This window comes from Roseovarius aestuariivivens, assembly GCF_004761875.1.
GTDB classification, from domain to species: Bacteria; Pseudomonadota; Alphaproteobacteria; order Rhodobacterales; family Rhodobacteraceae; genus Roseovarius; species Roseovarius aestuariivivens.
In genome coordinates, this window is sequence record NZ_SJEY01000007.1 from 11,891 (window position 1) to 35,994 (window position 24,104).

Genomic DNA, 24,104 nt, shown 5'->3' on the forward strand with positions numbered 1-24,104 from the left:
CAAGAGCCATGTTTCGCACGCTGACTTATACGTCCACCTTCGCCATCGCGGCGGCGGTGGGCCTATCGCTCGCCGCGCCGGTCATTGCGCAGCAAGTCGAAGAGGCGCCCTCGACCGTCAATGCCACCTACGTGTCAGAATCTGCAACACGGGCGCTAGCCCCCGGCGAGAAGATCGAAAACCTCTACATAAAGAACGCGACGCAGGATTACATTCTCCAGCGGATGACCGACCGGGTGTATTTCTTTCAACGTCAGTTCTATGGCACCATCTTCTATGTCGGGGACGAGGGCGTGCTGCTCTTCGATGCTCTGGAAGGGCGCGCACAGGCCATTGAAGCGGCCATCGACGAGGTGACCGACCTGCCGGTCACGGCGATCCTCTACAGCCATAACCACGCCGACCATATCGCCGGCGCCGCCGCGCTGATCGAGGCCAACCCCGGCGTGCGGGTCATTGCGACCCAGGCGACCGTGGATCTCATGGACCGGCTGGGCTCTGGCCTGCCGCGCCCGACAGAGGTGATCGCGTCGGACGCGGGCAGTTTCACCTTTGAGGACCTGACCGTGCGCGTCGCAGCCTTCGACGCCGAGGCGCACGCCCATGACCATGCGGCCTATGTGCTGGAGGGCACGGGCGTCGTGCATGTGCCGGATGTCATCAACCCCGACCAGCCGCCGTTCTGGTCCTTTGCCGGGGCCGAAGGGTATCTGGGGTATCGCGACCTGATCGACCAGTTCGACGCGCTGGACTGGGAGTACCTGTCAGGCGGGCACGGCAATGTCGGATCGCGCGCCGACGTGGCCTTTTACAGGGACTTCCTCGATGATCTCGAGGCGGCGGTGGGCGAGGCTCTTGGCTCTGTTCCGTGGGGCGCAGGGATTGAGGATCCGGCCAGCCTGAACGCCCATACTGCGTTCCTGTCCAACTGGATCGCCGAGGTCGGGCAGCGCGCGACCGAGACCCTTCGCCCGAAATATGGCGCGTTCTACGGGTTCGACTATGCCACACCCAAGAATGCCGAGATGGTCGCGATGTACCTCTTCTCCTATCGCTGACACACTGCGCGCCGGGGCGACCCTCCCGGCGCGCAGCCACCTGCCCGCTTACAATCTGGACGTTCGAGGAAAAGACGATGCTTGTTGACGGAAAATGGATCGAGAACTGGCAACCTGTGCAGAAGGCCGACGAGAAGGGCCGGTTCGTGCGACAGGTGTCGAGCTTTCGCAACTGGATCACCCCGGACGGCAGCGCCGGCCCCACCGGCGAGGGCGGGTTCGAGGCAGAGGCCGGGCGTTATCGCCTCTATGTCGCGCTGATCTGTCCGTGGGCGTCGCGCACGCTTATCGCGCGCAAGCTGAAAGGGTTGGAGGATCTGATCCCAGTGACCGTGGTGAACCCGGTCATCTCGGACCAGGGCTGGCAGTTCGGCGGGTATGACGGGGCCGAAGACGACCCGCTTTTCGGGGCACAGTACATGCATGAGATCTACACCCGCGCCGATCCCCACTTTACCGGCCGCGCCACGGTGCCGGTGCTGTGGGACACGAAGCGCAACGTCATGGTCAACAACGAAAGCGCCGACATCCTGCGGATGTTCGACACCGCCTTCGAGGAACTGGTGCCCTCCGATCTGCGGCTTTACCCGCAAGACCTGGCAGACGAGATCGACGCGTTGAACGCCGTGATCTACGACAAGCTGAACAACGGCGTCTACAAATCCGGCTTTGCCAGCTCGCAGGAGGCCTATGGCGAAGCCGTCGCGGGCGTCTTCGAGACGCTCGACATGCTGGAGGACCGTCTCACTGGTGATTACCTTTTCGGAGAGCGACTGACCGAGACGGATATCCGGGCTTTCGTGACCCTCATTCGCTTCGATGGCGCCTATCACGGTCTCTTCAAGACCAACCTGCGCCAGATCGCGGATTACCCGCGTCTTTCTGCCTTTCAGCAGCGCATTCTGGATCTGCCGGGCGTGCGCGAGACCGTGAGCATGGATCACATCACGCGCGGCTACTACTCCATCAAGGCGCTGAACCCCACGCGCATCCGGCCCGTTGGCCCCGCGCATGTGGTCAAGGCGCTAGGGCTTTGAGATACCGATTGTCTCGGGATTTAGGTGTTGGCGACGGCGCCTGAAGTATTGCTCTGGATTTCAGTAGATCCTCATTCGAGAAGGATAGCCGACCAACTGAGCCGGTATTCGGCTGGCAGGGCTGCAAGATGCATTTGCGTGCAGTTTCGGACAAAGCGAACGTCGTCACTAGATGCATGGATGGGCAGTGAGCCGCCCTTCCATGCATCATGCGTTTACAACCTTTTGCGTTAGGCCTGAACGCCGCTCTGCGCTGCGATCGGTCCAGATATCTACGGTGCGGACAAGGCAGCCCAACACGCTTTTCACGGCGGGCAATCGAAATAGCGCTTTCCTTGAGCCAACCTGGAGCGCCAGCCAAAGATGGACATGGCCCACCGCATGGGGCAAGCTTGAGCAGGCCTGAAGACAGGAGGCCGCGCCAATGCGGTATCTTCTCGTAATAGCGATGCTGGCCGCGCTGGTCGGTTGCCGCGAAGAAGAAACGGAAGCCGGGAAAATCATCCGGGGTCTGAAGGTTCATGCGGTATCCGATGTCGAGCGGAGCCAGACACGCCGGTTCCCCGGTGTTTTGGAGCCTCCGAACCTGACGGTTCTGTCGTTCGAAATTGGCGGCCGTCTGGAAGAGATTAACCTCGCTGTTGGACAACGGGTCGATGCAGATGATGTCATCGCGCGGTTGGACACCGAGAGCTTGAACCTTCAGGTGCAGTCAGCCGAGGCGGCGGTTATCCAGGCCGAAACGGCCGCACGGGAAGCCGCCGAGACGCTTACCCGTCAGGAACAGCTTTTGGAAAGTGGCACGGTCACCCGGGTGTCCGTGGATTCGGCACGAACTCAGGCCGAAGCCGCAGCGGCCAGCCTCATCCAGGCGCAAAAGTCGCTCGAAACGGCGCGCAAAAATCTTGAGGGCGCGGAACTTGTCGCTCCATTTAACGGGATTGTTAATTCGGTCGACGCGAGATCCTTTTCGACCGTCAGCCCGGGAGCCCCGGTCGCCAGCGTCTATTCGTCCGACCGTTTCGAGGTCGCGCTATCGGTCGGGTTCGATGCGGTGAGCGAACTTGTCGTTGGTACGCCCGCACGAATTCGGCTTGCCGACCGTCCGGACATCACACTTGCCGCAGCGGTCAGCGAGATCGGCGCGCGCGCAGATGCCGTTTCGAGTTTTCCCATAGTGCTGCAACTAAGGGAAACGGATCCGATCATGAAGGCGGGGATGGCCGTCGAAGCCTCCATCGACTTTCCCCTTGCGGCTCGGGAGGGATACCTTCTTCCGCTGACCGCCCTGATAAAGGACGGTCTGGCCGGCACCCCCGGAAGCGCGGAGGAACCCGCTCGGGCCGCGGTCTTTGTATTCGACGATTCCAGCTCTACCGTGAAAAGGCGGGAGATCGCGATCGGAGGGATACGCGAGAACATGATCGTCGTGACCGAGGGTCTCGAACCGGGCGATCTCGTCGCCTCTGCCGGCGTGTCGTTCCTCAAGGACGGTCAAGAAGTCAAGCTACTCGGCGAAGGGGACTAGGCCGGTGGACAGTCTGGCACGTTTCGGCATCGCCAAGTCCCGCTTTACCATACTTGTGATGATCGGCCTTCTGCTGATCGGGACGTTGTCCTATCTGGCACTGCCGAAACGGGAAAATCCGGCCATCACGATCCGTACCGTGATCGTGGCGGCGCAGTTTCCGGGTATGTCGCCTGAGCGCGTGGAAAGCCTGATCGCCATTCCGCTGGAGCGTGCGGCGCGCGAGATCGGAGAGGTCGAGGATATCTCGACGCTCGTCACGACGGGACGCGCGCAACTTAATGTCGTGGTCCGCGACAGCATTCCCTCGGAAGATCTCGATCAGGTGTTCACGGATATCCGTACCCGGATGGAGGACGCGGCCACGGATCTGCCGGAGGGCACATTAGGGCCCTTCGTGAACACCAATTATGGCGATGTGGCGATTGCGACCGTCGCGGTGACTGGGGACGGATTCTCCATGTCCGAAATCGAGGATGCGGCAGAAGACCTGCAGACTGGACTTTACCGGATCGACGGCATCACAAAGGTCAGTCTTTCGGGCGTTCAGGAAGAACGTATCTGGCTCGAGATCGATAGCCGCCGGCTGGCCGCGATCGGGGTGCAATTGCCGACACTGTTGCAGGACCTTGACGCGCAGAACGTTATCCTTCCCGCCGGACGCATCGAAGCGGATGGGACAAACATCGTTCTCGAAGCGAATGGCAATCTTGGTTCGCTCGCCGATATAGGGGCCGTTCTTACGCAGTTGCCGGGCGGCGAAATCGTGCGTCTCGAAGACCTGATGATCGTCCGGCGGGGATATGTCGACCCGCCAGCGCAGCCGGTCTATTTCGATGGTCAGCCTGCCATTCTCGTGAGTGTCGAGATGTCAGAAGATCGGGACATACAAAAGATCGGCCGGACGCTCCGGTCGGAGATCCGGGCGCTCGAGCAGACCCAGCCCATCGGCATCGCCTACAACATTTCCACCTTTCAAGAGACAAACGTTACCGTTTCGATCAACGGCGCCCTGTCGAACGTGGCGCAGACATTCGGCGTCGTCCTCATCGTGATGATGATCTTTCTTGGACCGCGCGCCGCCTTGGTGATCGCGAGTATCGTCCCGTTTACCGTGACTTTCGCGCTCCTTGGCATGTCGCAATGGGGCATCGATCTCGAACAGATCTCGATTGCGGCAGTTATCATCTCGCTGGGGCTTCTCGTGGACAATGGGCTTGTGGTCGTCGAGGATATCGACCGGCGGATCAAGGCGGGGGCGTCCCCCGCCGAAGCGGCGATGGCGGCGAGCGGGCAGTTTTTCATTCCGCTGGCCGTCGCATCCGTGACGACGGTTTCGGCCTTCCTGCCCATGCTCATTCTCGAAGGGACAACGGGCGAGTTCGCATTCTCACTCGGTGCTGTCGTCGCGCTGATGCTGGCCGGATCCTGGCTTACGGCGCACTATATTTTGCCCTTTCTCGCCGCTGCCATCCTTCGCCCCACGAGAGACGCCAAGCCGGGACCAAACCGCCTGGAGCGCGCCTACGGTGCTCTTGTCCGCCGGAGCCTGAACCTTGCGCTTCCGATTGCGGCGGTATGCTACCTGCTTGTCGCGTTGGGCATCTCAACTTTCGGCGGCCTCAAGTCCGAAATGTTCCCCTTGTCGGAGCGGGCGGAGTTTCTGGTGTATGTCGACCTTCCGAAGGGAAGCGCTATCACAGCAACGCGTGACGAGGCTCTGCGGATCGATGCGTGGCTTCGCGATCCCGAGTCGAATCCGGAAGTCACCGACACGACACTGTTTGTCGGGCATGGAGGGCCGAGGTTTTACCTGGCGCTTTCTCCCGCCGACACCGACCCCGCAAGCGCCTTCTTTGTCGTCAATGCAAAAAGCTACGAAGGTGCTGTCGCAGCGGCCGAGCGGACCCGCCGCCACCTTATTGAGAACCATCCGGCGGTTCGCGCAAGGGTGACCCGCCTTTCCATGGGCGGCAGCGAGTCCGGCATCGTCGAGGTCCGGATCACCGGACCGGATGCCGACGTACTTCTATCCGCCGCTCGCAGAATAGAGGCCGGGTTCGACACTGTGCCGGGTCTTGTGCTGAACAGCAATGACTGGGGTAACAAGAACATCACGGTTGGAATCGACATCCTGCAGGAGAAGGCCCGCGAACTGGGTGTGACCTCGCGCGACATCTCCAACGTCATGCAGGCCTACTTCTCGGGGGTCGAATATTCAGTGTTCCGGGAAGGGTCAGACCAGATCCCCATCGTCGTCAGGGCCGAGGCCAGCTTTCGCGACAGTCTCGAGGATCTCGCAAACCTGACCATCCCGACCGATCACGGCATTGTTTCGCTGGACCAGGTCGCCCGCTTCCAGCCACGGCTCGATCTTTCACAGCTCCGGCGCGAGAACCAGGTGCGCCAGATAACAGTTTCCGCGAAGAGCGAAACGCTTGCGGCGTCCGAGGTCGAGGAGATGATCAGACCGGTGGTTGCAGACCTGGATCTCGGTGCCCAGTACGACATCGCCTTCGGCGGTGAGAGCGCCGACTCGGCGGAGGCAAACGCAGATCTTCTTGGCGGGATGCCCTATGCCCTGGTCGTCATGATCGCGGCGCTTATGTTCCAGTTCAATTCGGCGCGGCGGGTCGCAATCACATTTTTGACGATCCCTATGATTCTGGTCGGTGCGCCGCTGGCGCTCCTTGTGACGGGCCAGCCGCTTTCGTTTTTCGGCATTCTCGGGCTGATCTCGCTCATGGGCATAATCATCAACAATGCAATCGTCCTGATTGATCAGATCGATACGGAGCGTCAGATCCAGTCGCTCAGGGAGGCGATCGTCACGGCGGCCATGAAGCGTTTGAATCCGGTCCTGTTAACATCCCTGACGACCGTTCTTGGCCTCATCCCCATGGCCCTGTTCGGAGGCGCGCTTTTCGAACCGATGGCCGCCTTGATGATTGGCGGGCTGGTGCTGGCCTCACCCCTGACACTGATATTCGTTCCACCAATTTACCGGCTGTTCTTCGCGCATGAGACGGACCCTTCGCCGGCACACCCATAGCGAGGATGAGTATGACTGTGGCCCTGCAGGGCGCACTCCGGCGGGTAATGATCCTGATCTGTGCAGCTCTCGAACGTGTTCTTGCCACAGTATTCAATTCCGAACTCCGCAAACGGAAACTATCCGCGGATTAGGTGATCATTGCTCAAATTTTCCTGCTGACCCGAAAGAAAACACGCGGCCGCTTTTCCGCATCAAACCTGTTTCACCCCTGGCCAGTCGGCGGCGAGTGGGACACACCTTCTCCCAGCGTTTGACCTGCCCGCGTCGCGCGATGCAGGCCGGCTGAGCGCAAACCGAACCGTTGCAATGCGGCGCGAACCGTGTACATCCAACCGTGCGTCACCGTCGTTTTTCATCCCGGTTTCCTTTTGTACACGGGCGCAATTCGGTCTGATTTAGTTTTCTAGAACACGGAAATCCCACATGTCCGCCTGGTTGGAGAACATCGTCGAGTCATATGGGACGCTGGCGGTCTTCGTTGGAACAACGCTGGAGGGAGAGGCCGTGGCGATTGCCGGCGGCGTCATGGCGCACAGAGAGCATCTGTCTTTCTGGCCGGTTGCTCTTGCCGCTGCGGCCGGTGGATACCTTTCGGATGTGATCATCTACGGGCTCGGGCGCAGGTACAAGGATTCCAGCCGCGTTCAGAGCGTGCTCGAGCATCACAAGGTCGCGGGAATTGTCGCCAAGCTATCGCTTAATCTGGTTCTTTTCGCCCTGATCTTTCGCTTCATTCCGGGCATGCGAACCGCTGGGCCCGTGGCGCTGGCCACGCTTGGCATGCCGCCACTCAACTACTGTTTCCTGACAGGGGCGGCGGCCCTGGTCTGGGGGGTCACGGGCGTCATGCTGGGGTATTTCATGGGGCACACGATCGAGGTGATCTTCGGCGAACTCCACCGTATCGAGCACGCCTTGATCGGCCCTGCCATCGCCGCGCTGGTCGTGGGCATTGCGGTCTATCTCTGGCGGCGGCCTCGGCGCGGTTAGGCTTTTCTGTCTTGATCTACGGATGGACGCGTGTCCATCTGCGCGGAAATCATCCGTTGCTGAAGAGACAGGGTCGACTTTTGGTCAGCCTGCGCAATACTGGGCCGATGGGCCAAATCTGGTCCGGTCACCGGCACCCGGGCACGGAAATTGCCGATGGCGGTCGGACATGATCGGGTGCGCGGTGCTACCCTTGCCGGCACCGGGATAGATACGAGAAAGGAAACCAAGATGACCGATGGCTCTCGAAACGTGGGGCGTGACGATGTCGAAAAACAGTTCCAGGTCATTCGCGAGGACATCACGACCCTTTCCAAGCTTTTGCGCGAGATCGGAGAGGCCAAGGCCGGCGAGGCACGCGAGGCCGCTTTGGCCGAGGCGAACGAGCTTTTGGAACGGTCGCGGTCCGCCCTTGATGACGGGCGTCTCAAAGCCAAGGCCGCGACCGAAACGATCGAAGATCATATCAGGACCAAGCCGTTGCAGTCGGCGATGATTGCACTCGGCGTCGGTTTCCTGGTCGGCGTTCTGACGCGACGCTGAGGTCAGAGATGCTGGAAAAATTGATCGGAACCCTGATTCAATCGCAGTTCGGAAATGTGCGTCGACGGGCGGCGGGCGTAGTGGTCGAGGGCGCGGCACTTGGCATGCTGGGTCTGGCCATCGCCCTTCTTTTCCTCGGATCATTTTTCTGGCTGGCGATCAGGGTTGAGGCCTGGATAGCCGCGTTCATTCTTGCGGGCGTTGCCCTGCTCATCGCGCTGATCCTCATGCTGGTGGGCCGGTTTATGATGAAACGCCAGCGGTCGGGCACCAGGGATCAGGCGGCGGCTGACCTCGATGTGCTGAGCCTATTGTCGCAAGCGCGGGGCGGCGGAGATGACGCGAAACATGGAACGGAAGAACCCGGGCCGGCCCTTGTCGGCGCTGCCTTGGCGGCGGGCGTCTTGCTGGGACGGTCGTTCAAGCGATAGCGCACTGCCGATGACGCAATCGGAACATCATCCGACGCGCCGTGACGCGGGCAGCGTCAGCCCTCGTGGTCTCAGGTCGGGTTTGGCGGATGCGACACTGGTTTTGCCCGGGGCTCGACAGGTGTAAGTAAGACGCGATGCATGACGACATCCTCGACGTACGCGACATTGACGCGCTGATCGCATCGCACCGGCTGAACGAGGCGCTGGCGGCGCTGAAAGCGGCCCTGGCCGCGCAGCCCCGGCATCTGCCCTTCGTTACCAAGCAGGCCGAGATATTGCGGCGGCTGGGTCGGCCCGCGGTGGCCGTGGCGCTGCTCAAGGGCGCGCTGGAAAAGGCCCCGGACGCGCTGGCGCTGCGCGATGCGCTGGCCACCTGCCTGCGCCAGAGCGGCAAAAGCACGCAAAGTCTGGCCGTATGCGAAGAAACGCTGGCCCTTCATCCAGGACACATTCCGGCGGTGATGGCGCGGATCGACGCCTTGATCGCGGCCTACCGGCTTGACGAGGCGCTTGTGGCCGCCAAGGCGGCGCGGGCCGCGCAGCCCCGGCATCTGCCTTTCACGGCAAAAGAGGCCGAAGTGCTGAGGCGGCTGGCCCGACCTGTCGAAGCTGTCGTGTTGCTTGAGCGCGCGCTTGAAAAGACACCCGGCGAGCTGGTGCTGCGCGATGCGCTGGCCACCTGCCTGCGCCAGAGCGGTGAAAGCGCGCGCAGCCTGGCCGTAAGCGAGGCGACGCTTGCCCTTGATCCGGGACACATCCCGGCGGCGATGGCGCGGATCGACGCCCTGATCGCATCGCACCGGCTGCAAGAGGCGCTGGCGGCCGTGCAGGCGGCGCGGGCCGAAAAGGCCGGACATCTGCCCTTCGTCGCCAAACAGGCCGAGGTGCTCCGACGGCTGGGCAGGCCCGCCGACGCTGTCGCGCTGCTTGAGCGCGCGCTTGAGAAAGCCCCAGACGCGCTGGCGCTGCGCGACGCACTGGCCATCTGCCTGCGCCAGACCGGCGAGACCGCGCGCAGCCTTGCCCTGAGCGAGGAGACGCTGGCCAGCTTTCCCGAACACAGACCGGCGGCGATGGCGCGGGTCGACGCGCTGATCGCGTTGGGGGATCAAGCCGGGCTGGAAGAGCTTGCCGCCTCCATCATGGCCGAGCCTGCCACCGGAAAGCACGACCCGTCGAAGCATGTGTCGGACGCGCTGATCCTCGTCCGGGTCTTGTCCGCGCTGCGCTCGGACAACGAGGTGCAGCTTCTCAAAGACGCCGCCGGACGTCTGAATTCGGCCGCGCGCATTCTGCCGCCGGATGCGCTTTGGCGGATCTATCTGCGCGCCGATCAGCTGGGCTTCGGCGCATCATACCGCGCGCTTCTTTCCGATCTCTTGGGCCGGGACAGGCTGCCACTGGGCGTTTGCATTGGCATTACAGAAGAACTCTATCGCAATGGAAGCGCGGAGTGGCAACGCATCGCGGCGCGTCTGAAACACCATCTGACGCCCTTGGAACACTGGCATTTTCGGCTAGTCTGCATCGAAATCGCGGAGGGCGCAGAGGCCGCGCTGACCGCGCGCCGCACCGGGCACCGACAAGGCAAACCGCAGGAGACGCTTTTGCTTCAACGTCTGCTGATGCTGACCGGGCGGCTGCGTCTTGCATCGCGCTACCTGAGACGCGCCTGCCGAAGGTGGCCGTGGCACCCGGGCATCTTCCAGGCCTATCTTTCCATGCTGATCCGGGCCGGGGCGCTTGAGGAATTGCACAGCGCGCTGCATGGGGATCGCCCACCGAGCCTCGATTTCAGGATCGCCGCCGCCTGCGCGTGGAGCGAGATCGGGGATCTTCCGGCGGCCGAGGCGATCATCCACGGGATCAAAGACCGACAGCAAAGAAACCGGCTGGATCTTATCCTGCTGAGCCACTACCTGCGCCGCGGAGAGATTGACCGGGCCGACACCCTGTCCGAGCGGGTCCGGGAAGCGCTTCCGCGCCGCTCGGTCCTGCAGTCGGGGCCGACGATCAACGGCCTGCTGCAATTCGACGTGGAACTTGCGCGCCGCGACGGCAAAAGCGCCGATGCGCGGACATACCTTTCGCAAGCCGGCGCCGAGATCGAGACGTGGTGCCGGGCCAATCCCGACGGTGGATCCCAGGCGCGGTCGGATGTGCCGCCTCAGGTGATGCAATACTGGGATGCGCCGCAGCCACCCGATGACATCGCCGCGCTGATCGAGGGATGGCGGCAGGCCCCCGGCGTCGCCCATCACCGGGCCGATCGGCGCGAGGCCATGACCTGGCTCGAGGCGCAGCTTGGACTGGACTGGGTCAAGGCGCTGCGTGCGGCGCGCTCTCCCGCCGAGCAAAGCGACTATTTCCGACTTGCCTGGCTGATGCTGGAAGGCGGGCTTTATGTCGACTGCGATGACCGGCTGATCGGCGACCTGCAAAGCGTATTCAGTAAGACGCGTGGCCTGACGGTCTTTATCGAACCGCGCGGGGCGATTTCGAACAACATCGTTTTCGCGCCGCCGATGCATCCCGCTATCGTCTGGGCGGCCCATGCCGCCCGCCGCGCCTTGCTGGAGCGTCACAGCGACAACACCTGGCTGAAGACGGGTCCAGGTCTGTTGACGCGCGCGGTGGCTTGGTACCTCAAGGAAGGTACGGAAGGACCACGCGACATTCGCATCCTGCCGCGCCACGTTCTGGGGTCATGGGTGCAGGTGCACGTACCCTTGCCCTACAAGAGGACCTCGAATTACTGGAACGCCGCCGAGAGGGGGGCGGGGTCGACCGCTACTCTTCTGGAACTTGCGCCGTCTCTGCTCAAAGGCGGACCCGCGCCAGCCGCATAAGAATGCCGGCGCGGGTCTTGTTCAGGCAGTCAGGCCGCGCCGCGGCGGGCGAGGAACGCGCGTGTTTCGACGGTGATGTCCTCGGCGAGGTCCGAGATCCCGAAGCGCGCCCGTAGAGCGTCGGGCAGTTGTCGGCGCGAGGAGACCCGGGGCAGCGGCATCTCGGCGATCACCGGCTCGTCGCCGTAAAGTGCCAGATACTCGGCGTGATTGTCGAAGGCCCGGCGGCCGATGTAATCGATATAGGTCTCGGCCGGAGCGCCGTTGGCGAGGATCACGTCATGGTTTTCCGTCTCTACATGGTAGTAGGTCACGCGCTCGGGCAGGCTGTCGCGCGGATCGAGCGTGATCGTGGTTCCGTTAACCAATGCGCCTGCATTGATTGCGAGACCGTCGAGAACCAGCGCGTGATCGGCGGTCAGCACAAGGTCGCTATGCGGCACGCCGGCCCCGAGCGCGTCCGCGGCCACGCGCACCGGCTCGAACCGCTCGGCGGGCGTAAATAGCTTGTGCACGGTCTGTCGGCCAATCCATTTGACGGGGACATCGCGCCCGTCCTCGGTCATCACCACGTCGCCGATCTGGAGGGTCTCGACCGCACGCTCTCCGTCGCGCGTGGCGATAAGCGTGCCGGCGGCGAAACACAGGGTGTAGTCCTGATTGACGATGCTCGGGAACGGGTCGCCGACGGTGTAGGTGTTATCCGTGAACAGGAGGAACGAGCTGTTCGACGTCACGATGATCTCGTTACTGGTTCCGGATGTGCCCAGGTACGTCGATTGGGGGATGGTGAAGCTGTTATTGCCGTCTTCAAAAATGACCAGCTCGTTGGTGGTCAAAACGCCATCGACGGTGCCCTGCTCGACCACGCGGTAGGGACCGGGCGGGAACGCTGCGCCGACATCGGCGATGTTGCCCGACCCATCAGAGGTGTACACGTTCAGGAAGGAAAAAGGCATGAAGGCTCCTGCTGTCATTTTCTTAGGATGTGTTCTTTATTACTGGCAACGCGGAAGTTTCGGCCAGCTTACCAAAGCTGTGCTTGCTCGACAGTAATATGGAAGTGGCAGTCGTGCCATCGAAATTGCAGGTTCCGGGCCTCGAAGATCCCTTATTTCGGGCCCGTGCGCTCGTTTCTTGGTCAGACGCAGCTCCGTCATTGAGTAGAGACGGTGCAAGTTCTCGATGCTTCCAAGTCGCCTCCTGCGGGCTCAGGCTTGTCCGGTCACACCCCGCAGGACAGACACAAGGTTCGCCCCGAGCGCGTCGGAGAGGTAGCCGCCCTCCTGCACCATAAGCAGCGGCAGGTCGGTCTGCACGAGGCGCGCGCCGATCCGCGCGAATCCGGCCTCGGTGATCGCGAGGCCCTTGAACGGATCGTCGATCGAGGCATCTAGCCCCAGCGCGACCACGAGGCAATCCGCGCCGAAGGCCCGGATCGCGCCAAGCGCATCTTCGAGCGTGCCGAGATAGTCGTCATCGCCCGTGCCACGCGGCAGGGGCAGGTTCAGGTTCGCACCCAGACCCGCGCCCTCGCCGCGCTCATGCGCATGCCCCCAGAAGAAGGGATAGAAGCGCGCCGGGTCGGCATGGATGGAAACCGTCAACACATCGGCGCGGGCATAGAAGATGCCTTGCGTGCCATTGCCGTGATGCACATCCACATCGAGGACCGCGGGGCGGCGCCCGGCGACGCGCAAGCGTTCTGCTGCGATGGCGGCGTTGTTCAGAAAACAAAATCCCCCGGCAAGATCGGCGAAAGCGTGATGGCCCGGCGGGCGCGAGAGCGCGTAAACACCGCTTTCGCCGGCCGCCACAAGATCGGCGGCGGTGATTGCCGTCTGTGCCGACCAATAGGCGGATTCCCAGGTGTGTTCGGAGATGGGACAGGCCGTGTCGGCCTGGTGGTATCCGGCCTGCCCGATGGCAGATTTGGGATAGCTGTCGGTGCGGTTGGCGGGATGGATATTGGGGATCACCTCGGGCGCGGCGCCGTCGATGCGGCGCCAGCGGGCATGGATCGTCTCGAGAAAGGTCAGGTATTCCGCGCTGTGGATCGCCGCGATGGGACCGAGACCGGCGTCCTCGGGCGCCGAGAATTCATAACCTGCCCGTTCGGCCGCGGATTTGAGCACCTCGATGCGCGCGGGCTGTTCGGGGCTGCGCGACACGACCCCGTTCGCCATGAAGTTCTGTGGGTCGTGCTTCCATTGCCGGTCGTCGAAAATCGCTTTCATTCTGGTCTCCGCATCTGTTGAAACGCCTCTCCCGCAAGAAGCATTACGGTTTCGCCCGCCACCGGCGTAAAGCCCAGCGCGTCATATACCTGCCTGGCACGGGTGTTCTGCCCGTAGACCGCCAGCCGCAGAAAGCCCGCGTTCCACAGCGAGTCTGCCCGCGCCACAGCACTTTGCAAGAGCGCACGGCCCAGACCGCTGCCGCGTGCGGCGGCCTCGACCCAGAGATCGGACACGTAAAGCCCCGCCCCGCCGCGCATCGTGGAGAAAACGGGCGAGAACAGCACCGCCCCGCGCAGCTGCGGCCCGTCGCCGGCAATCTGCGCAAAGGCCGACGGGGTCGCACCGAAAAGCGCCTGACCCAAGCAATCGCGACCCGCACGGTAGGGATCGCCCAAATCATGTCCGAGCGCCCGAAGCGCCGCTTCGAGCGCTTCGAGATCGCGGTGCTCCACCGGTCTGATCTGCGTCTGCGCCACGGGTCAGATCGCTGTCCGGTCCGCGCCCTTGAGGCCCAGCATGCTGCGCGCCTCGTCAGGGGTGGCGGGCTCCCGGCCCAGATCCTCGACGATGCGGCGGATCTTGGCGACCTGATCGGCATTGCGCTTTGCCAATGTGCCGCGCGAGATCATTAGACTGTCTTCGAGCCCCACACGCACATGCCCGCCCATCGCGGCGGCCATGGTGGCGAAAGGGATCTGATGACGGCCCGCCGCCAGCACCGAGAACTGGTAATCCTGCCCGAAAAGCTTGTCCGCCATCCGTTTCATGTGGCCGAGGTTTTCGGGATCCGCGCCGATGCCACCCAGAACGCCAAAGACGAACTGAATAAAGTAGGGCGGATCGACCAGGCCACGGTCGGCGAAATGGCGCAGCATGTAGAGATGGCCCACATCGTAGCATTCGAATTCGAACCGTGCGCCGCGCGTCTGGCCCAGGTCGGTCAGGATCGTTTCGATATCGCGTGGGGTGTTCTTGAAGACCACGTCGTGGGAGTTTTCGAGAAACGGCTTCTCCCACTCATGCGTCCAATCGGTGATGCGTGAGATCGCCGGATAGAGCGCGAAATTCATCGACCCCATGTTGAGCGAGCACATCTCGGGTTCCGCCGCGCGCGGCGCGGCCAGCCGATCATCGAGCGTCATGATCGCACTGCCGCCGGTGGTGATGTTGAGTACCGCGTCTGAAGCCTGCTTGATCCGGGGCAGGAAGGCCATGAAATGCTCGGGGCTGGCCGAGGGCCGCCCGGTCTCGGGGTCGCGCGCGTGAAGATGCAGGATCGCGGCGCCCGCCTCGGCGGCTTCGACAGCCTGCGTGGTGATCTCCTCCGGCGTCACCGGCAGATAGGGCGACATGGACGGCGTGTGGATCGAGCCGGTGATCGCGCAGGTGATGAGAATCTTGGACATAAAACGGGCTATTCAGGCGGTTTCTTCGAGGGCTGGCGCGATCTCTTCTGCAAAGCGGGCAAGTGCCGTGTCGAGCAGCTCCATCATCTCGTCGATCTGCGCCTCGGTAATGATGAGCGGCGGACAAATCAGGAAATGATCCCCCTCCGTCCCGCCCCGCGTGCGCCGGGAATAGATGATGAGCCCGAGCTCGTAGGCGATTTCGACCAGCCGCGAGAACGCGTTCCACTGCTTGGGTAAGGGCGTCATGGTCTCGCGATCCGAGACCATCTCGAAGGCTAGCAAAAGGCCTTTGCCGCGCACATGGCCGATAAACGGGTAGCGGTCCATGAGGGCCGTCAGCCGGGCCTTGAGCAGATCGCCCATCCGCGCGGCGTTCTCGATCAGGTTCTGATCCTCGAGTTCTTCCAGAACGGCCATCCCCGCCGCACAGGCCAGCGGGTTGCCTGCATAGGTGAAACCGTGCTGGAAACCGCCCGCGTTCAGCACCGGCTCGACCAGGCGCGCGCCCGCGACGATCGCGCCAAGTGGCGCATAGCCGGCGCCGAACCCTTTGGAAAGCGCCACGATGTCGGGTGTGATGCCCCAATGCTCGGCGGCGAGAAACTTTCCCGTGCGCCCCGCACCGGTCATCACCTCATCGTAGATAAGCAGCACGCCGTATTCCGCGCAGATCTCCTGCGTGCGTTGGTAGTAACTGTCGGGCGCGACCAGTGCACCGGTCGACGCGCCGCCCACGGGCTCCATGATGAAGGCAAGGACCGTTTCCGGTCCGGCCTCTTCGATCTTGTCGCGCAAAAGCTCGGCATAACGCAGGCCGCGTTCTTCCTCGGTGTGATTGTCGCGGTCGAGATAGGTGGTGGGCGCGGCCACCTTTGGCATGCCTTCCATCATAGGCGCGAACGGGTCGCGCAGGGGCGCATAACCTGTCAGATCCAGCGCCCCGAAGGTACAGCCGTGATAAGACGGAAAGCGCGAGATGACCTTGTGGCGACTCCCCTGCCCAGTTGCGAGCGCGTATTGGCGGGCAAGTTTCACAGCACTTTCCACCGCCTCGGAGCCGCCAGAAACGAAAAAGACCCGGTCAAGCCCCTCAGGGCACATGGCCACGGTCCTGGCGGCGAGATCCTCTGACGGGTGGGTGCGGAAATGCAGGCGGTAGCCGAAGGTCGCCTTGTCCATCTGCGCCTTCATCTTGGCCAGAACGCGCGGATTGGAATGGCCGATATTCGACACCATCGCACCGGAGGACGCGTCGATATAACGCTTGCCGGACTCGTCAAAAAGGTAGATTCCCTCGCCCCGGTCCAGAAAGGGGCGCGGGTTGTGCGTCTGGTAGAAAAGATAGGATGGCGCGTCGGTCACTTCGCACCCTCCAGATGCTTGCGCAGAAAGGCGCGGGTCCGCTCTTTCTCGGGGTTCTTGAAGACCACGCTGGGCGGGCCTTCCTCGACGACGACACCCTGATCCATGAAGAGCACGCGATCACAGACTGAGGCCGCGAAATCCATCTCGTGGGTGACGATGATCATCGTCATGTGCTCTTCGGCGAGCTTTTTCATGACCTGGTTCACCTCGTCCACAAGCTCGGGGTCAAGCGCCGAGGTGGCCTCGTCAAACAGCATCAGCTTGGGTTTCATGGCAAGCGCGCGAGCGATGGCGACGCGCTGTTTCTGCCCGCCCGAAAGCTGGGAGGGATAGTAATCCATCCGTTCCAGCATCCCGACCTTGTCGAGCTGTTCCTCGGCCAGCTTGTCGGCCTCTTCCTTGCTTAGGCCCTTGAGCATCTTGGGCGCCATGGTGACGTTCTCGCGCGCGGTCATATGCGGAAAAAGATTGAAGTGCTGGAACACCATACCAATGTCCTGCCGCATCTGGTTGATGTGCTTTTCATACTGGCGGAACGGCAGGCTCTTGTTAACCTGCACGCCGTCAAGCCAGACCTCGCCGCCGGTGAGCGGATCGAGATCGTTGATTGCGCGCAGAAGCGTGGATTTGCCAGACCCCGACGGGCCGATGATGGCCACGATCTGGCCACGCTCCACCGTCAGGCTGATGTCCTTGAGCACCTCGAGCGTGCCAAAGGATTTCTGGGCATGGCGGATCTGAACGAACTTCCTGTGATCGGACATGGGGCAGGCTCCGGGGGGTCAGCGGGAAAGGGCAATGCGGCGCTCGATCCGGCGCTGCACCCATTCCATGCAAAGGTTGATGACATAGTAGAACGCGGCCGCGAGCATGTAGAACTCGAACGGGCGGTAGGTGGCGCCGATGGCGCGCTGCGCCGACAGGGTCAGCTCGCTCACGCCGATGACCGACACCAGCGCGCTGTCCTTGAGAAGCGCGATCATGTTGTTGCCGATGGGCGGAATGACGGCGCGCACGGCCTGCGGCACCACGACCTTGCGCAGCGCCTGTCCGCGGCTGAGGCCTACAGTGCGCGCGGCCTCCATCTGGCCCTTGTCGACCGACAGGATCGCGGTCTGGATAAGTTCGGAATTGTAGACAGCGAAATGCAGGCCGAGCCCGATCACACCTGCCACGAAGGCCGGAAGATCGACACCGATCTGCACCAGCCCGAAATAGATCAGGAAAAGCTGCAGCAGAAGCGGCGTGCCCATGAAGACCCACTCGAACAGGCGAAATGGCAGACGGATCAGCAGGGGCGCGTAAAGTGCGATCACGGCAAAGACGATGCCGCCGAAAAAGCTGAGCAGGGCCGAGGCGACGGTGATCGCGATGGTCCAGAGACATCCCAGAAAGATGATGTCGAGATAGCCGGGAATGACCGTGAAATCGAGGCCCATGGGTGTGTCCTTTGCCGGTCAGGTGATCTGAACTTTGCGGTCTAGCCAGGCCACGGCCCGCCCGGTCGCATAGATGATGATCATGTAGAGAACCCCTGCGAGCAGGAACATCTCGAAAGGTTTGTAGGTGGAGCCGATGTAGCGCTGCGCGGTATAGGTCAGCTCGATCACCGAGATTGCGGCGACGAGGGCGGTGGCCTTGATCAGCATGTTGAGGTTCACGCCGAGCGGTCGCACCATCAGTCGCGCGGCCTGTGGCAGGATGATGCGGTACATCGCCTGCCAACGGCTAAGGCCCAGCGTGCGCGCGGCCTCTTTCTGACCCTTGTCGATGGAAATGATCGCACCGCGGATCGTCTCGGTCATGTAGGCGCCCGCATTAATGCCCAGACCGATTACGCCTGCCTCGAACGCGTCCAGCTGGATACCGATCTGCGGCCCACCGAAATAGAGGATGAAAAGCTGGATAAGCGCGGGCGTGCCGCGAAAGACGCTGACATAGGCCGCGCCGAGAAACCGAACGAAGGCAAATCGCGAAAGGCGCGCGGCGGCGCCGAGTGTGCCGCAGGCCAGCCCCAGAAGTGCGGTCAGCACCGACAGCAGGATCGTCGTGCCCGCCGCCTGCAGGAAGAACGGGTAGACCCTGAGCATCAGGTCCATGTCCATGTCAGATCCTTCTTGCTGTTCGCGCGTGGCGCGTCTTGGCCTTTCCGCACGGGCCTGGCCGGGAGCGTGCTGCGCCGGCGCCTTGCCTGTAGCGCGCCCTTTCCCGCTCCCGGCTGGCGGTCAGCTTGCCTGCGGGGGTGATGAAACGATGCCGTCCGGCACAGAACCGGACGGCGTGCGGCGTGATCTTAGCGGATATCCGCGCCGATCCATTCCTCGGCCAGCGCGAGATACGTGCCGTCTTCCATCATCGCGTCAAGCGCCTCCTGCATGGCCGCGGCCAGCTCGGGGTTGCCTTCGCGGATGGCGATTCCGGCACCGAAGGGTTCAGTCGTGGGATCCGCAAACATCTCGAACTCCTGCTCCTTCGCGCCCATGGCGAGGATCGCCGCGATGGAGTCGTTCACGATGGCGTCGACGCGCCCGTTCTCAAGCTCCAACAGCAATTCGGGCAGGCCTTTATAGGTGTTGATGTTGTAGCCGCGCTCGCGCGCCCAAGCCTCGTGGGTTTCCCCCAGCGTCAGGCCGACTTTTGCGCCTTCGAGATCTTCCAGGCTTTTGATGTCGGACCCCGGTTGCGTAAAAATTGCGCGTTTGTCGGAATAATAGGGCCCGACGAAGTCGACGACCTTGTCGCGCTCTTCGGTGATGGTCATCGAGCCGACGATCGCGTCGTACTTATTGGCCAGAAGACCGCCGATGATTCCATCCCACGCTGTGGTGACAATCTCGGCCTCAAGGCCCATGCGCTTGGCGATCTCCTTGCCAACAGCCGGATCGAAGCCGACGACCTCGTTCTGGTCATTCACGAAGTTGAAGGGCGGGTAGGCCCCGGACATCGCAATGCGAATAACGCCTTTTTCCTTCAGCGTTTCAAGCTCATCGGCGACAGCCGTGGTGACGCCGAGAGCGGCGAGGCCAGCGGCCAGCAGGGTCGATTTCAGAAAGGTACGGCGAAGGGTCATTCTTGTCTCCATGTTGGCTTTGTCATGCCCGGACCATGCCCGGACCATCGGTCGCGGACCGGGCCGCTTGCGAAAAGCCTTGCACGGGACAAATCATTGCGCAAATAGATAATACGCATCCTTAATATAGATTAGATTGATGAAGCCGCCCGAACGTAACCGATTTCCGTGGAACCTCGACTGGAACCTCCTGCGCACCTTCATGGTCGTGGTCGAACAGCGGGGCATCTCGAAGGCTGCCACATCTCTGGGGCTGAAACAGCCCACGGTCTCGGCCGCGCTCAAACGGCTGGAGACGGCGGTGGGCAAGCGTCTTCTGATCCGCAAGCCCAACGAATTCACGGTCACCCGCGCCGGGCAAGCGCTTTACACCGAATGCACGACGATCTTCGGCGCGGTGTCGCAGCTTCCGGCGATCCTTGAGGAAGACGTGGCCGACCTGCGCGGCCACCTGTCGATCGCGCTGACCAGTTCCGTGGTGTCCCCGCATTTCGACGAGGTCCTGCACCGTTTCTCAACCGCCCACCCGAGCGTAACCTATTCCTTTTCGGTTCATGAGAGCGAAGACGTGGAATCCATGGTGTCGCTCAATCGCGCCAGTTTCGGCATTTGTCTTTTGTCGCGCCTACCCAGAACACTCACGCACGCGGTGCTCTACCGCGAGTATTTCGGGCTTTACTGCGGGCCGCGGCATCCGCTGTTTCACGCCCGGACGATCTCTGCCGGCGATTTGGAGGGAGAGCCTTTCGTTGCGTTCCAGACCGAAGCGCTTGGCGGGCCGCTCGAGGATATTTCCAGGCTCCGCACGGAGCTGCGGCTGTCACCGCACTGGCGCGGCGTGTCGTCAAGCCTTAACGAAATCCGGCGCATGATCATGTCGGGCATCGGGATCGGCGCGCTGCCGGTGCATGTCGCGCAACAGGACGTTGCCGCCGGGCGCATCCGTCAGCTTCCGCCCTACGAAAGCCTGCCGCTGATCAGTATCTATCTCATCAGCAATCCGGCGCGCCGCTTTACCGAGGCAGAGACGACGTTCCTCGCGGCCTTGACCGCCGAGATGTCCACAATCGACCTGACAGAACGCACTTATGGCGGCGCGCCAGCCTGACAGGCGGGACCACACATGTGTCAGCGGCAGATCGCCGGCACGAATTTGCCCCCGAAACTTACAGGCCCGGCACACGGGATACCGGGCCGTAAAGGCTTAGAGCGTGCCTTCGTTGGTCAGGGACATGGGGCGGCTTGTCGTGCCGTCGCTATAAGCGATGCACTGCCACGCAGCGTCCTGCGGTCCCACGACCGCGATCACCTCGGTGCCCGCCTGCGAGAAGCTCGACCGCGAAAGTCTGACATCAGGATTGTTCGTTTCCACGGTGATGGCCCTCAGGCAGGCCTGCTCGGCGGCGCTTGGCATCGCTGTACCGGCGCTGCCGCTATCTTCGACGCAGCCGGCGAGCGCGGTGAGCATCATTGCTGCGGCGGAAAATCTGAGCGTTTGAGTGAGCAAAATCGTCTCCTTCTGATGGGATGCAAAGAACTTGAAATCGTGAATTAAAGTCACTCGTCATGCCGCAAAGGAAAGCCCGAATTTCGCTGACAACGCAAGCTGTTCGGCCAGTGACGCGGATTTCGACGCATTCGTTTGCCGCCGCAGCGGACCATGCCCTGCGTCAGAGCGGCGCCTCGGCTAATCCGGCGCGATGCAGCAAGATCTCGGCACTGTCATTCCAGACATTCGTGCTGACGATCTTGCCGTCACGGACGACAAATTCGTCCATGTAGCGATTGTTGTCGAAAGGCGTGCCATCAGGCCATTCGCCGTAGAGGTAGCCGGTGTTGTAGACATGCACATCGCCGGTCTCTGGATCGAGCGCCGCGTCGGTGCGCAGAAACCGCTTTTTCACCCACTTGTAGCGCTTGGCATTGAAAGACGTGGGGCCAGAGGGGCTGTTGAATTTGCGCCCGCCCGTGAAGGTGACAACCAGATCGTCCGACACATAGGCGGCAGCGCCTTCCGGGTCGGGCACCATCGAGCGTTCCAGATAGGCCTCCACACAGGCTTTCGCGGTGGTCACAGGGTCTGACATTCGGGCAACTCCATCTCAGGTCTTCAATGTCTCATGCCGCGCGGTCGAGCGTGCCGGCCAATGAAATCAACGCCCGGTCCTCGCCCTCGGCCCCGATCAGGCTAAGGCCGACCGGCCCCTCGTCCACCTGCCCCGCGGGCACGGAAAGCTGCGGCAGACCCGACAGGCCCGCCACGCAAAGCATCTCGAACGCGGCCATCCGAAAACTGTTGAGCGCCTCTTCGGGATCGGTGACAAACGGCGCGGGGCCGGGGCTGGTGGGCAGAACCAGCACGTCCCCCGCCGGCACCAGGGTGCGGATATGGGCCGCGATGCGCCGCTTTTCCGCCTGCTCCCGCGCGGCGTCCTCGTCGGCGATTTTGGACGCGATCTCGAAGCGCTCCTTGATGCCGGGGCCGAAATCCGGATCATGCTGGCTGATCCAGTCGCCATGGACCTGCCAGATCTCGTGCGCCTGACAGATGCGGAAGGTCTCGCGCCAGGCTTCAAGCCCTTCGTCACTTATCCGAACCGGTCGCGCCGGGCCGAGTGCCGCTTCCAGCTTTGCAAGGGCGGGCGCAATCGCGTCGATGGTTGCGGCATCCGCCCGCGCCCAGAGATCGACCGGCAGCAAGAGACGGCGCGGCGCGGTGCCTTCCGCCAGCCCGTAAGCCTGCGCCACCTTGTCCATCGTGGCGGCATCGCGGGCGAACCAGCCGGCGGTGTCGAAGCTGTGGGTGAAGGGCATCGCGCCGTCGAGGCTGACATGACCGAAACTGGTCCGCAGGCCCCAGACCCCGCAAAAAGAGGCCGGCAGGCGCACCGACCCGCCCGTGTCACTTCCCAACGCGAAATCCACCAGACCGGCGGCCACCGCGGCGGCAGAGCCGGAGGACGACCCACCCGGCACCCGGCGCGGATCGGCAGAATTGACCGGCGTGCCGTAATGGGCGTTCACCCCCATCAGACTATAGGCCAGCTCATCGGTATGGGTCATGCCCATGCAGGTGCCGCCCGCGTCCAAAAGCGCCTGCACAGCAGGCGCATGGGCCTCGGCCTTTAGATGCGTCTGCTTCCATTCCGGATTGCCACAGCCGGCAACGCGCCCCGCCACATCATAGAGGTCCTTGACGCCGAAGCTCAGCCCGGCCAGCGGCCCGTCCGGAGCGCCCTTCAGCGTGACGGTTTCGATAAAGGCGTTGGCGGTGTCTTTCATCGTCGGCGGCTCAGGGTCCGTGCAGTTCGGGCAAGGCATGGGTGAAAACCGGTTTGCCGCGCTTGAAGCCATACATCGGCTGGGCCAGTTCCGCCACAGCCATCGTCGGATCGGTGGCGTCGATCACCACCAGGTCGGCGGGCGCGCCCTTTTCTAAGCCATAGTCGGTCAGGTTCATCAGCTTGGCCGAGCGGGACGAGACCATGTCGAGGCAGGCTGCCATATCCTCTCGCTGCCCGATCTGGGCGATGTTGGCGTAAAGATTCGCCATGCGAATGAGGGAACAGTCTCCGAAAGGCGTGAACGGGTTCAGCACATTGTTCGTGGAGAGCGAACAGGTCACGCCCTCTTTCGCCATAAGGTGCAGGGGCGTGACCCCGCGCGGTACGCTCATATCCTCGGTATGATCGCGGTGCATCAGGAAGAGATCGGTCGAGGGCAGCACTGTGACGGCAACGCCCGCATCCGCCAGACGCCGCGCCAATTCGACCAGTCGCGCCTGCGGCATGTTGGCGAACTTGGTCACATGGCCCACGGTGACGCGCCCGCCCCAGCCATACGCGTCGGCCTTCTTGCAGACATACTCCACATCGAGCGAAGACGCGTCCGAGCCGAAATCGAGATGCATGTCGATATCGACGTCGAATTCCCGCGCCATCTCGAAGATGCGGTCGATCTGGCCATGAGGATCGCTGTCGGTATAGGGGGCCGCGCCCACGGAGCCCGCGCAATCGTGCAGGGCCGCGACCATCAACTCATCCGTGCCGGGATTGTTCAGCAGGCCGTCCTGCGGAAAGACGCAAATTTGCACGTCGATGGCCCATGCGAAATCGGCGATCGCCTTCTTCACGCCTTCGATGCCGCGCAGGCCCACCACGGGGTCGACCTCGACATGCGTGCGCATCCGCGTGGTGCCGTTCAGAACGCATTTGCGCAAGGTTTTCGTCGCGCGCGCGGCCACGTCGTCTTCGGTGAAATCGGCCTTGAGCCCCACGACTTCGGCAATGGCGTCCTCCAGCCCGCCCTTCATCTGGCAGCGGTCGAGGATACAGGACTTGTCGAGATGGATATGCGTCTCGACAAACCCGGGCAGCACGATGCGCCCGTCGAGATCGAACGCGCGCTCGCCCCGCTCAAGATGACCGGCGCCTTTGATCTCGACGATCTGGCCGCCATGCACACCGATATCCATCGCCTCTCCCGGTTTGGCGGGCAGGGTCACGTTGTGAAATGTCAGATCCATT

22 protein-coding genes are annotated in these 24,104 nt (G+C 62.6%); 9 read left to right on the forward strand and 13 right to left on the reverse strand.

Annotated elements, in window-relative coordinates:
- Positions 1–8: 8 nt before the first annotated feature.
- The 8 genes from EZV60_RS12040 (at position 9) to EZV60_RS12075 (ending at position 11,494) form a co-directional block, all read left to right on the forward strand.
- Complete coding sequence (locus tag EZV60_RS12040) at positions 9–1,058, forward strand: MBL fold metallo-hydrolase (protein ID WP_135505809.1); 1,050 nt, start codon at positions 9–11, stop codon at positions 1,056–1,058.
- A gap of 77 nt (positions 1,059–1,135) precedes the next feature.
- A complete protein-coding gene (locus EZV60_RS12045; RefSeq protein ID WP_135505811.1) occupies positions 1,136–2,095 on the forward strand; it encodes a glutathione S-transferase family protein in 960 nt (319 codons plus the stop codon).
- Between the two features lie 448 nt (positions 2,096–2,543).
- Positions 2,544–3,623 (forward strand): efflux RND transporter periplasmic adaptor subunit, encoded by a 1,080-nt coding sequence (locus tag EZV60_RS12050; RefSeq protein WP_167853521.1) that lies wholly within the window; start codon positions 2,544–2,546, stop codon positions 3,621–3,623.
- Positions 3,624–3,627: 4 nt separating this feature from the next.
- Positions 3,628–6,675: an efflux RND transporter permease subunit gene (locus tag EZV60_RS12055; protein WP_135505815.1), complete on the forward strand. Its 3,048-nt coding sequence runs from the start codon at positions 3,628–3,630 to the stop codon at positions 6,673–6,675.
- A 426-nt stretch (positions 6,676–7,101) separates the two neighbouring features.
- On the forward strand, positions 7,102–7,668 hold the full coding sequence (locus EZV60_RS12060) for a DedA family protein (RefSeq protein ID WP_135505817.1): 567 nt from the start codon (positions 7,102–7,104) through the stop codon (positions 7,666–7,668).
- A 231-nt stretch (positions 7,669–7,899) separates the two neighbouring features.
- Complete coding sequence (locus EZV60_RS12065; RefSeq protein ID WP_167853522.1) at positions 7,900–8,211, forward strand: ElaB/YgaM/YqjD family protein; 312 nt, start codon at positions 7,900–7,902, stop codon at positions 8,209–8,211.
- Between the two features lie 8 nt (positions 8,212–8,219).
- Positions 8,220–8,642, forward strand: coding sequence for a phage holin family protein (locus EZV60_RS12070; protein WP_135505821.1), 423 nt, complete (start codon positions 8,220–8,222; stop codon positions 8,640–8,642).
- A gap of 137 nt (positions 8,643–8,779) precedes the next feature.
- Positions 8,780–11,494, forward strand: a complete 2,715-nt coding sequence (locus EZV60_RS12075) for a tetratricopeptide repeat protein (RefSeq protein WP_135505823.1) — start codon at positions 8,780–8,782, stop codon at positions 11,492–11,494.
- Positions 11,495–11,523: 29 nt separating this feature from the next.
- Here the strand turns inward: EZV60_RS12075 and EZV60_RS12080 are convergent, their stop codons facing one another.
- The 9 genes from EZV60_RS12080 to EZV60_RS12120 all read right to left on the reverse strand — a co-directional run bounded on the left by EZV60_RS12080 (position 11,524) and on the right by EZV60_RS12120 (position 19,578).
- Positions 11,524–12,453: a Hint domain-containing protein gene (locus EZV60_RS12080; protein WP_210115087.1), complete on the reverse strand. Its 930-nt coding sequence runs from the start codon at positions 12,451–12,453 to the stop codon at positions 11,524–11,526.
- A gap of 252 nt (positions 12,454–12,705) precedes the next feature.
- Complete coding sequence (locus tag EZV60_RS12085) at positions 12,706–13,731, reverse strand: histone deacetylase family protein (protein WP_135505827.1); 1,026 nt, start codon at positions 13,729–13,731, stop codon at positions 12,706–12,708.
- Positions 13,728–14,210 carry a GNAT family N-acetyltransferase gene (locus EZV60_RS12090; protein ID WP_245306291.1) on the reverse strand — a complete coding sequence of 161 codons (483 nt, stop codon included), beginning with the start codon at positions 14,208–14,210 and terminating at the stop codon, positions 13,728–13,730. The genes EZV60_RS12085 and EZV60_RS12090 overlap by 4 nt, the downstream gene beginning before the upstream one ends.
- A 3-nt stretch (positions 14,211–14,213) precedes the next feature.
- Positions 14,214–15,140: a 3,5-dioxohexanoate:acetyl-CoA acetone transferase gene (gene kce / locus EZV60_RS12095; protein ID WP_135505829.1), complete on the reverse strand. Its 927-nt coding sequence runs from the start codon at positions 15,138–15,140 to the stop codon at positions 14,214–14,216.
- Positions 15,141–15,152: 12 nt separating this feature from the next.
- The gene (locus EZV60_RS12100; protein ID WP_135505831.1) at positions 15,153–16,505 is read right to left on the reverse strand and encodes an aminotransferase family protein; all 1,353 of its coding nucleotides are present in this window, start codon (positions 16,503–16,505) and stop codon (positions 15,153–15,155) included.
- On the reverse strand, positions 16,502–17,272 hold the full coding sequence (locus EZV60_RS12105) for an amino acid ABC transporter ATP-binding protein (protein WP_135505833.1): 771 nt from the start codon (positions 17,270–17,272) through the stop codon (positions 16,502–16,504). The genes EZV60_RS12100 and EZV60_RS12105 overlap by 4 nt, the downstream gene beginning before the upstream one ends.
- Before the next feature lie 18 nt (positions 17,273–17,290).
- Entirely contained in the window at positions 17,291–17,947 is a 657-nt protein-coding gene (locus tag EZV60_RS12110) for an amino acid ABC transporter permease (protein WP_135505835.1), read from the reverse strand.
- A gap of 18 nt (positions 17,948–17,965) precedes the next feature.
- Entirely contained in the window at positions 17,966–18,613 is a 648-nt protein-coding gene (locus EZV60_RS12115) for an amino acid ABC transporter permease (protein WP_135505837.1), read from the reverse strand.
- Between the two features lie 188 nt (positions 18,614–18,801).
- The gene (locus tag EZV60_RS12120; RefSeq protein ID WP_135505838.1) at positions 18,802–19,578 is read right to left on the reverse strand and encodes a transporter substrate-binding domain-containing protein; all 777 of its coding nucleotides are present in this window, start codon (positions 19,576–19,578) and stop codon (positions 18,802–18,804) included.
- A 139-nt stretch (positions 19,579–19,717) separates the two neighbouring features.
- Between EZV60_RS12120 and EZV60_RS12125 the strand changes: the two genes are divergently transcribed.
- A complete protein-coding gene (locus EZV60_RS12125; RefSeq protein ID WP_135505840.1) occupies positions 19,718–20,686 on the forward strand; it encodes a LysR family transcriptional regulator in 969 nt (322 codons plus the stop codon).
- Between the two features lie 96 nt (positions 20,687–20,782).
- On the opposite strand, the gene EZV60_RS12130 is transcribed toward EZV60_RS12125, so the two are convergent.
- The 4 genes from EZV60_RS12130 to EZV60_RS12145 form a co-directional block, all read right to left on the reverse strand.
- A complete protein-coding gene (locus tag EZV60_RS12130; RefSeq protein ID WP_135505842.1) occupies positions 20,783–21,085 on the reverse strand; it encodes a hypothetical protein in 303 nt (100 codons plus the stop codon).
- Between the two features lie 163 nt (positions 21,086–21,248).
- Positions 21,249–21,665, reverse strand: a complete 417-nt coding sequence (locus EZV60_RS12135; protein WP_135505844.1) for a nuclear transport factor 2-like protein — start codon at positions 21,663–21,665, stop codon at positions 21,249–21,251.
- A 31-nt stretch (positions 21,666–21,696) separates the two neighbouring features.
- On the reverse strand, positions 21,697–22,860 hold the full coding sequence (locus EZV60_RS12140; RefSeq protein ID WP_135505846.1) for an amidase: 1,164 nt from the start codon (positions 22,858–22,860) through the stop codon (positions 21,697–21,699).
- Between the two features lie 10 nt (positions 22,861–22,870).
- Positions 22,871–24,103, reverse strand: coding sequence for an amidohydrolase family protein (locus tag EZV60_RS12145; protein WP_135505848.1), 1,233 nt, complete (start codon positions 24,101–24,103; stop codon positions 22,871–22,873).
- Position 24,104: the final 1 nt, after the last annotated feature.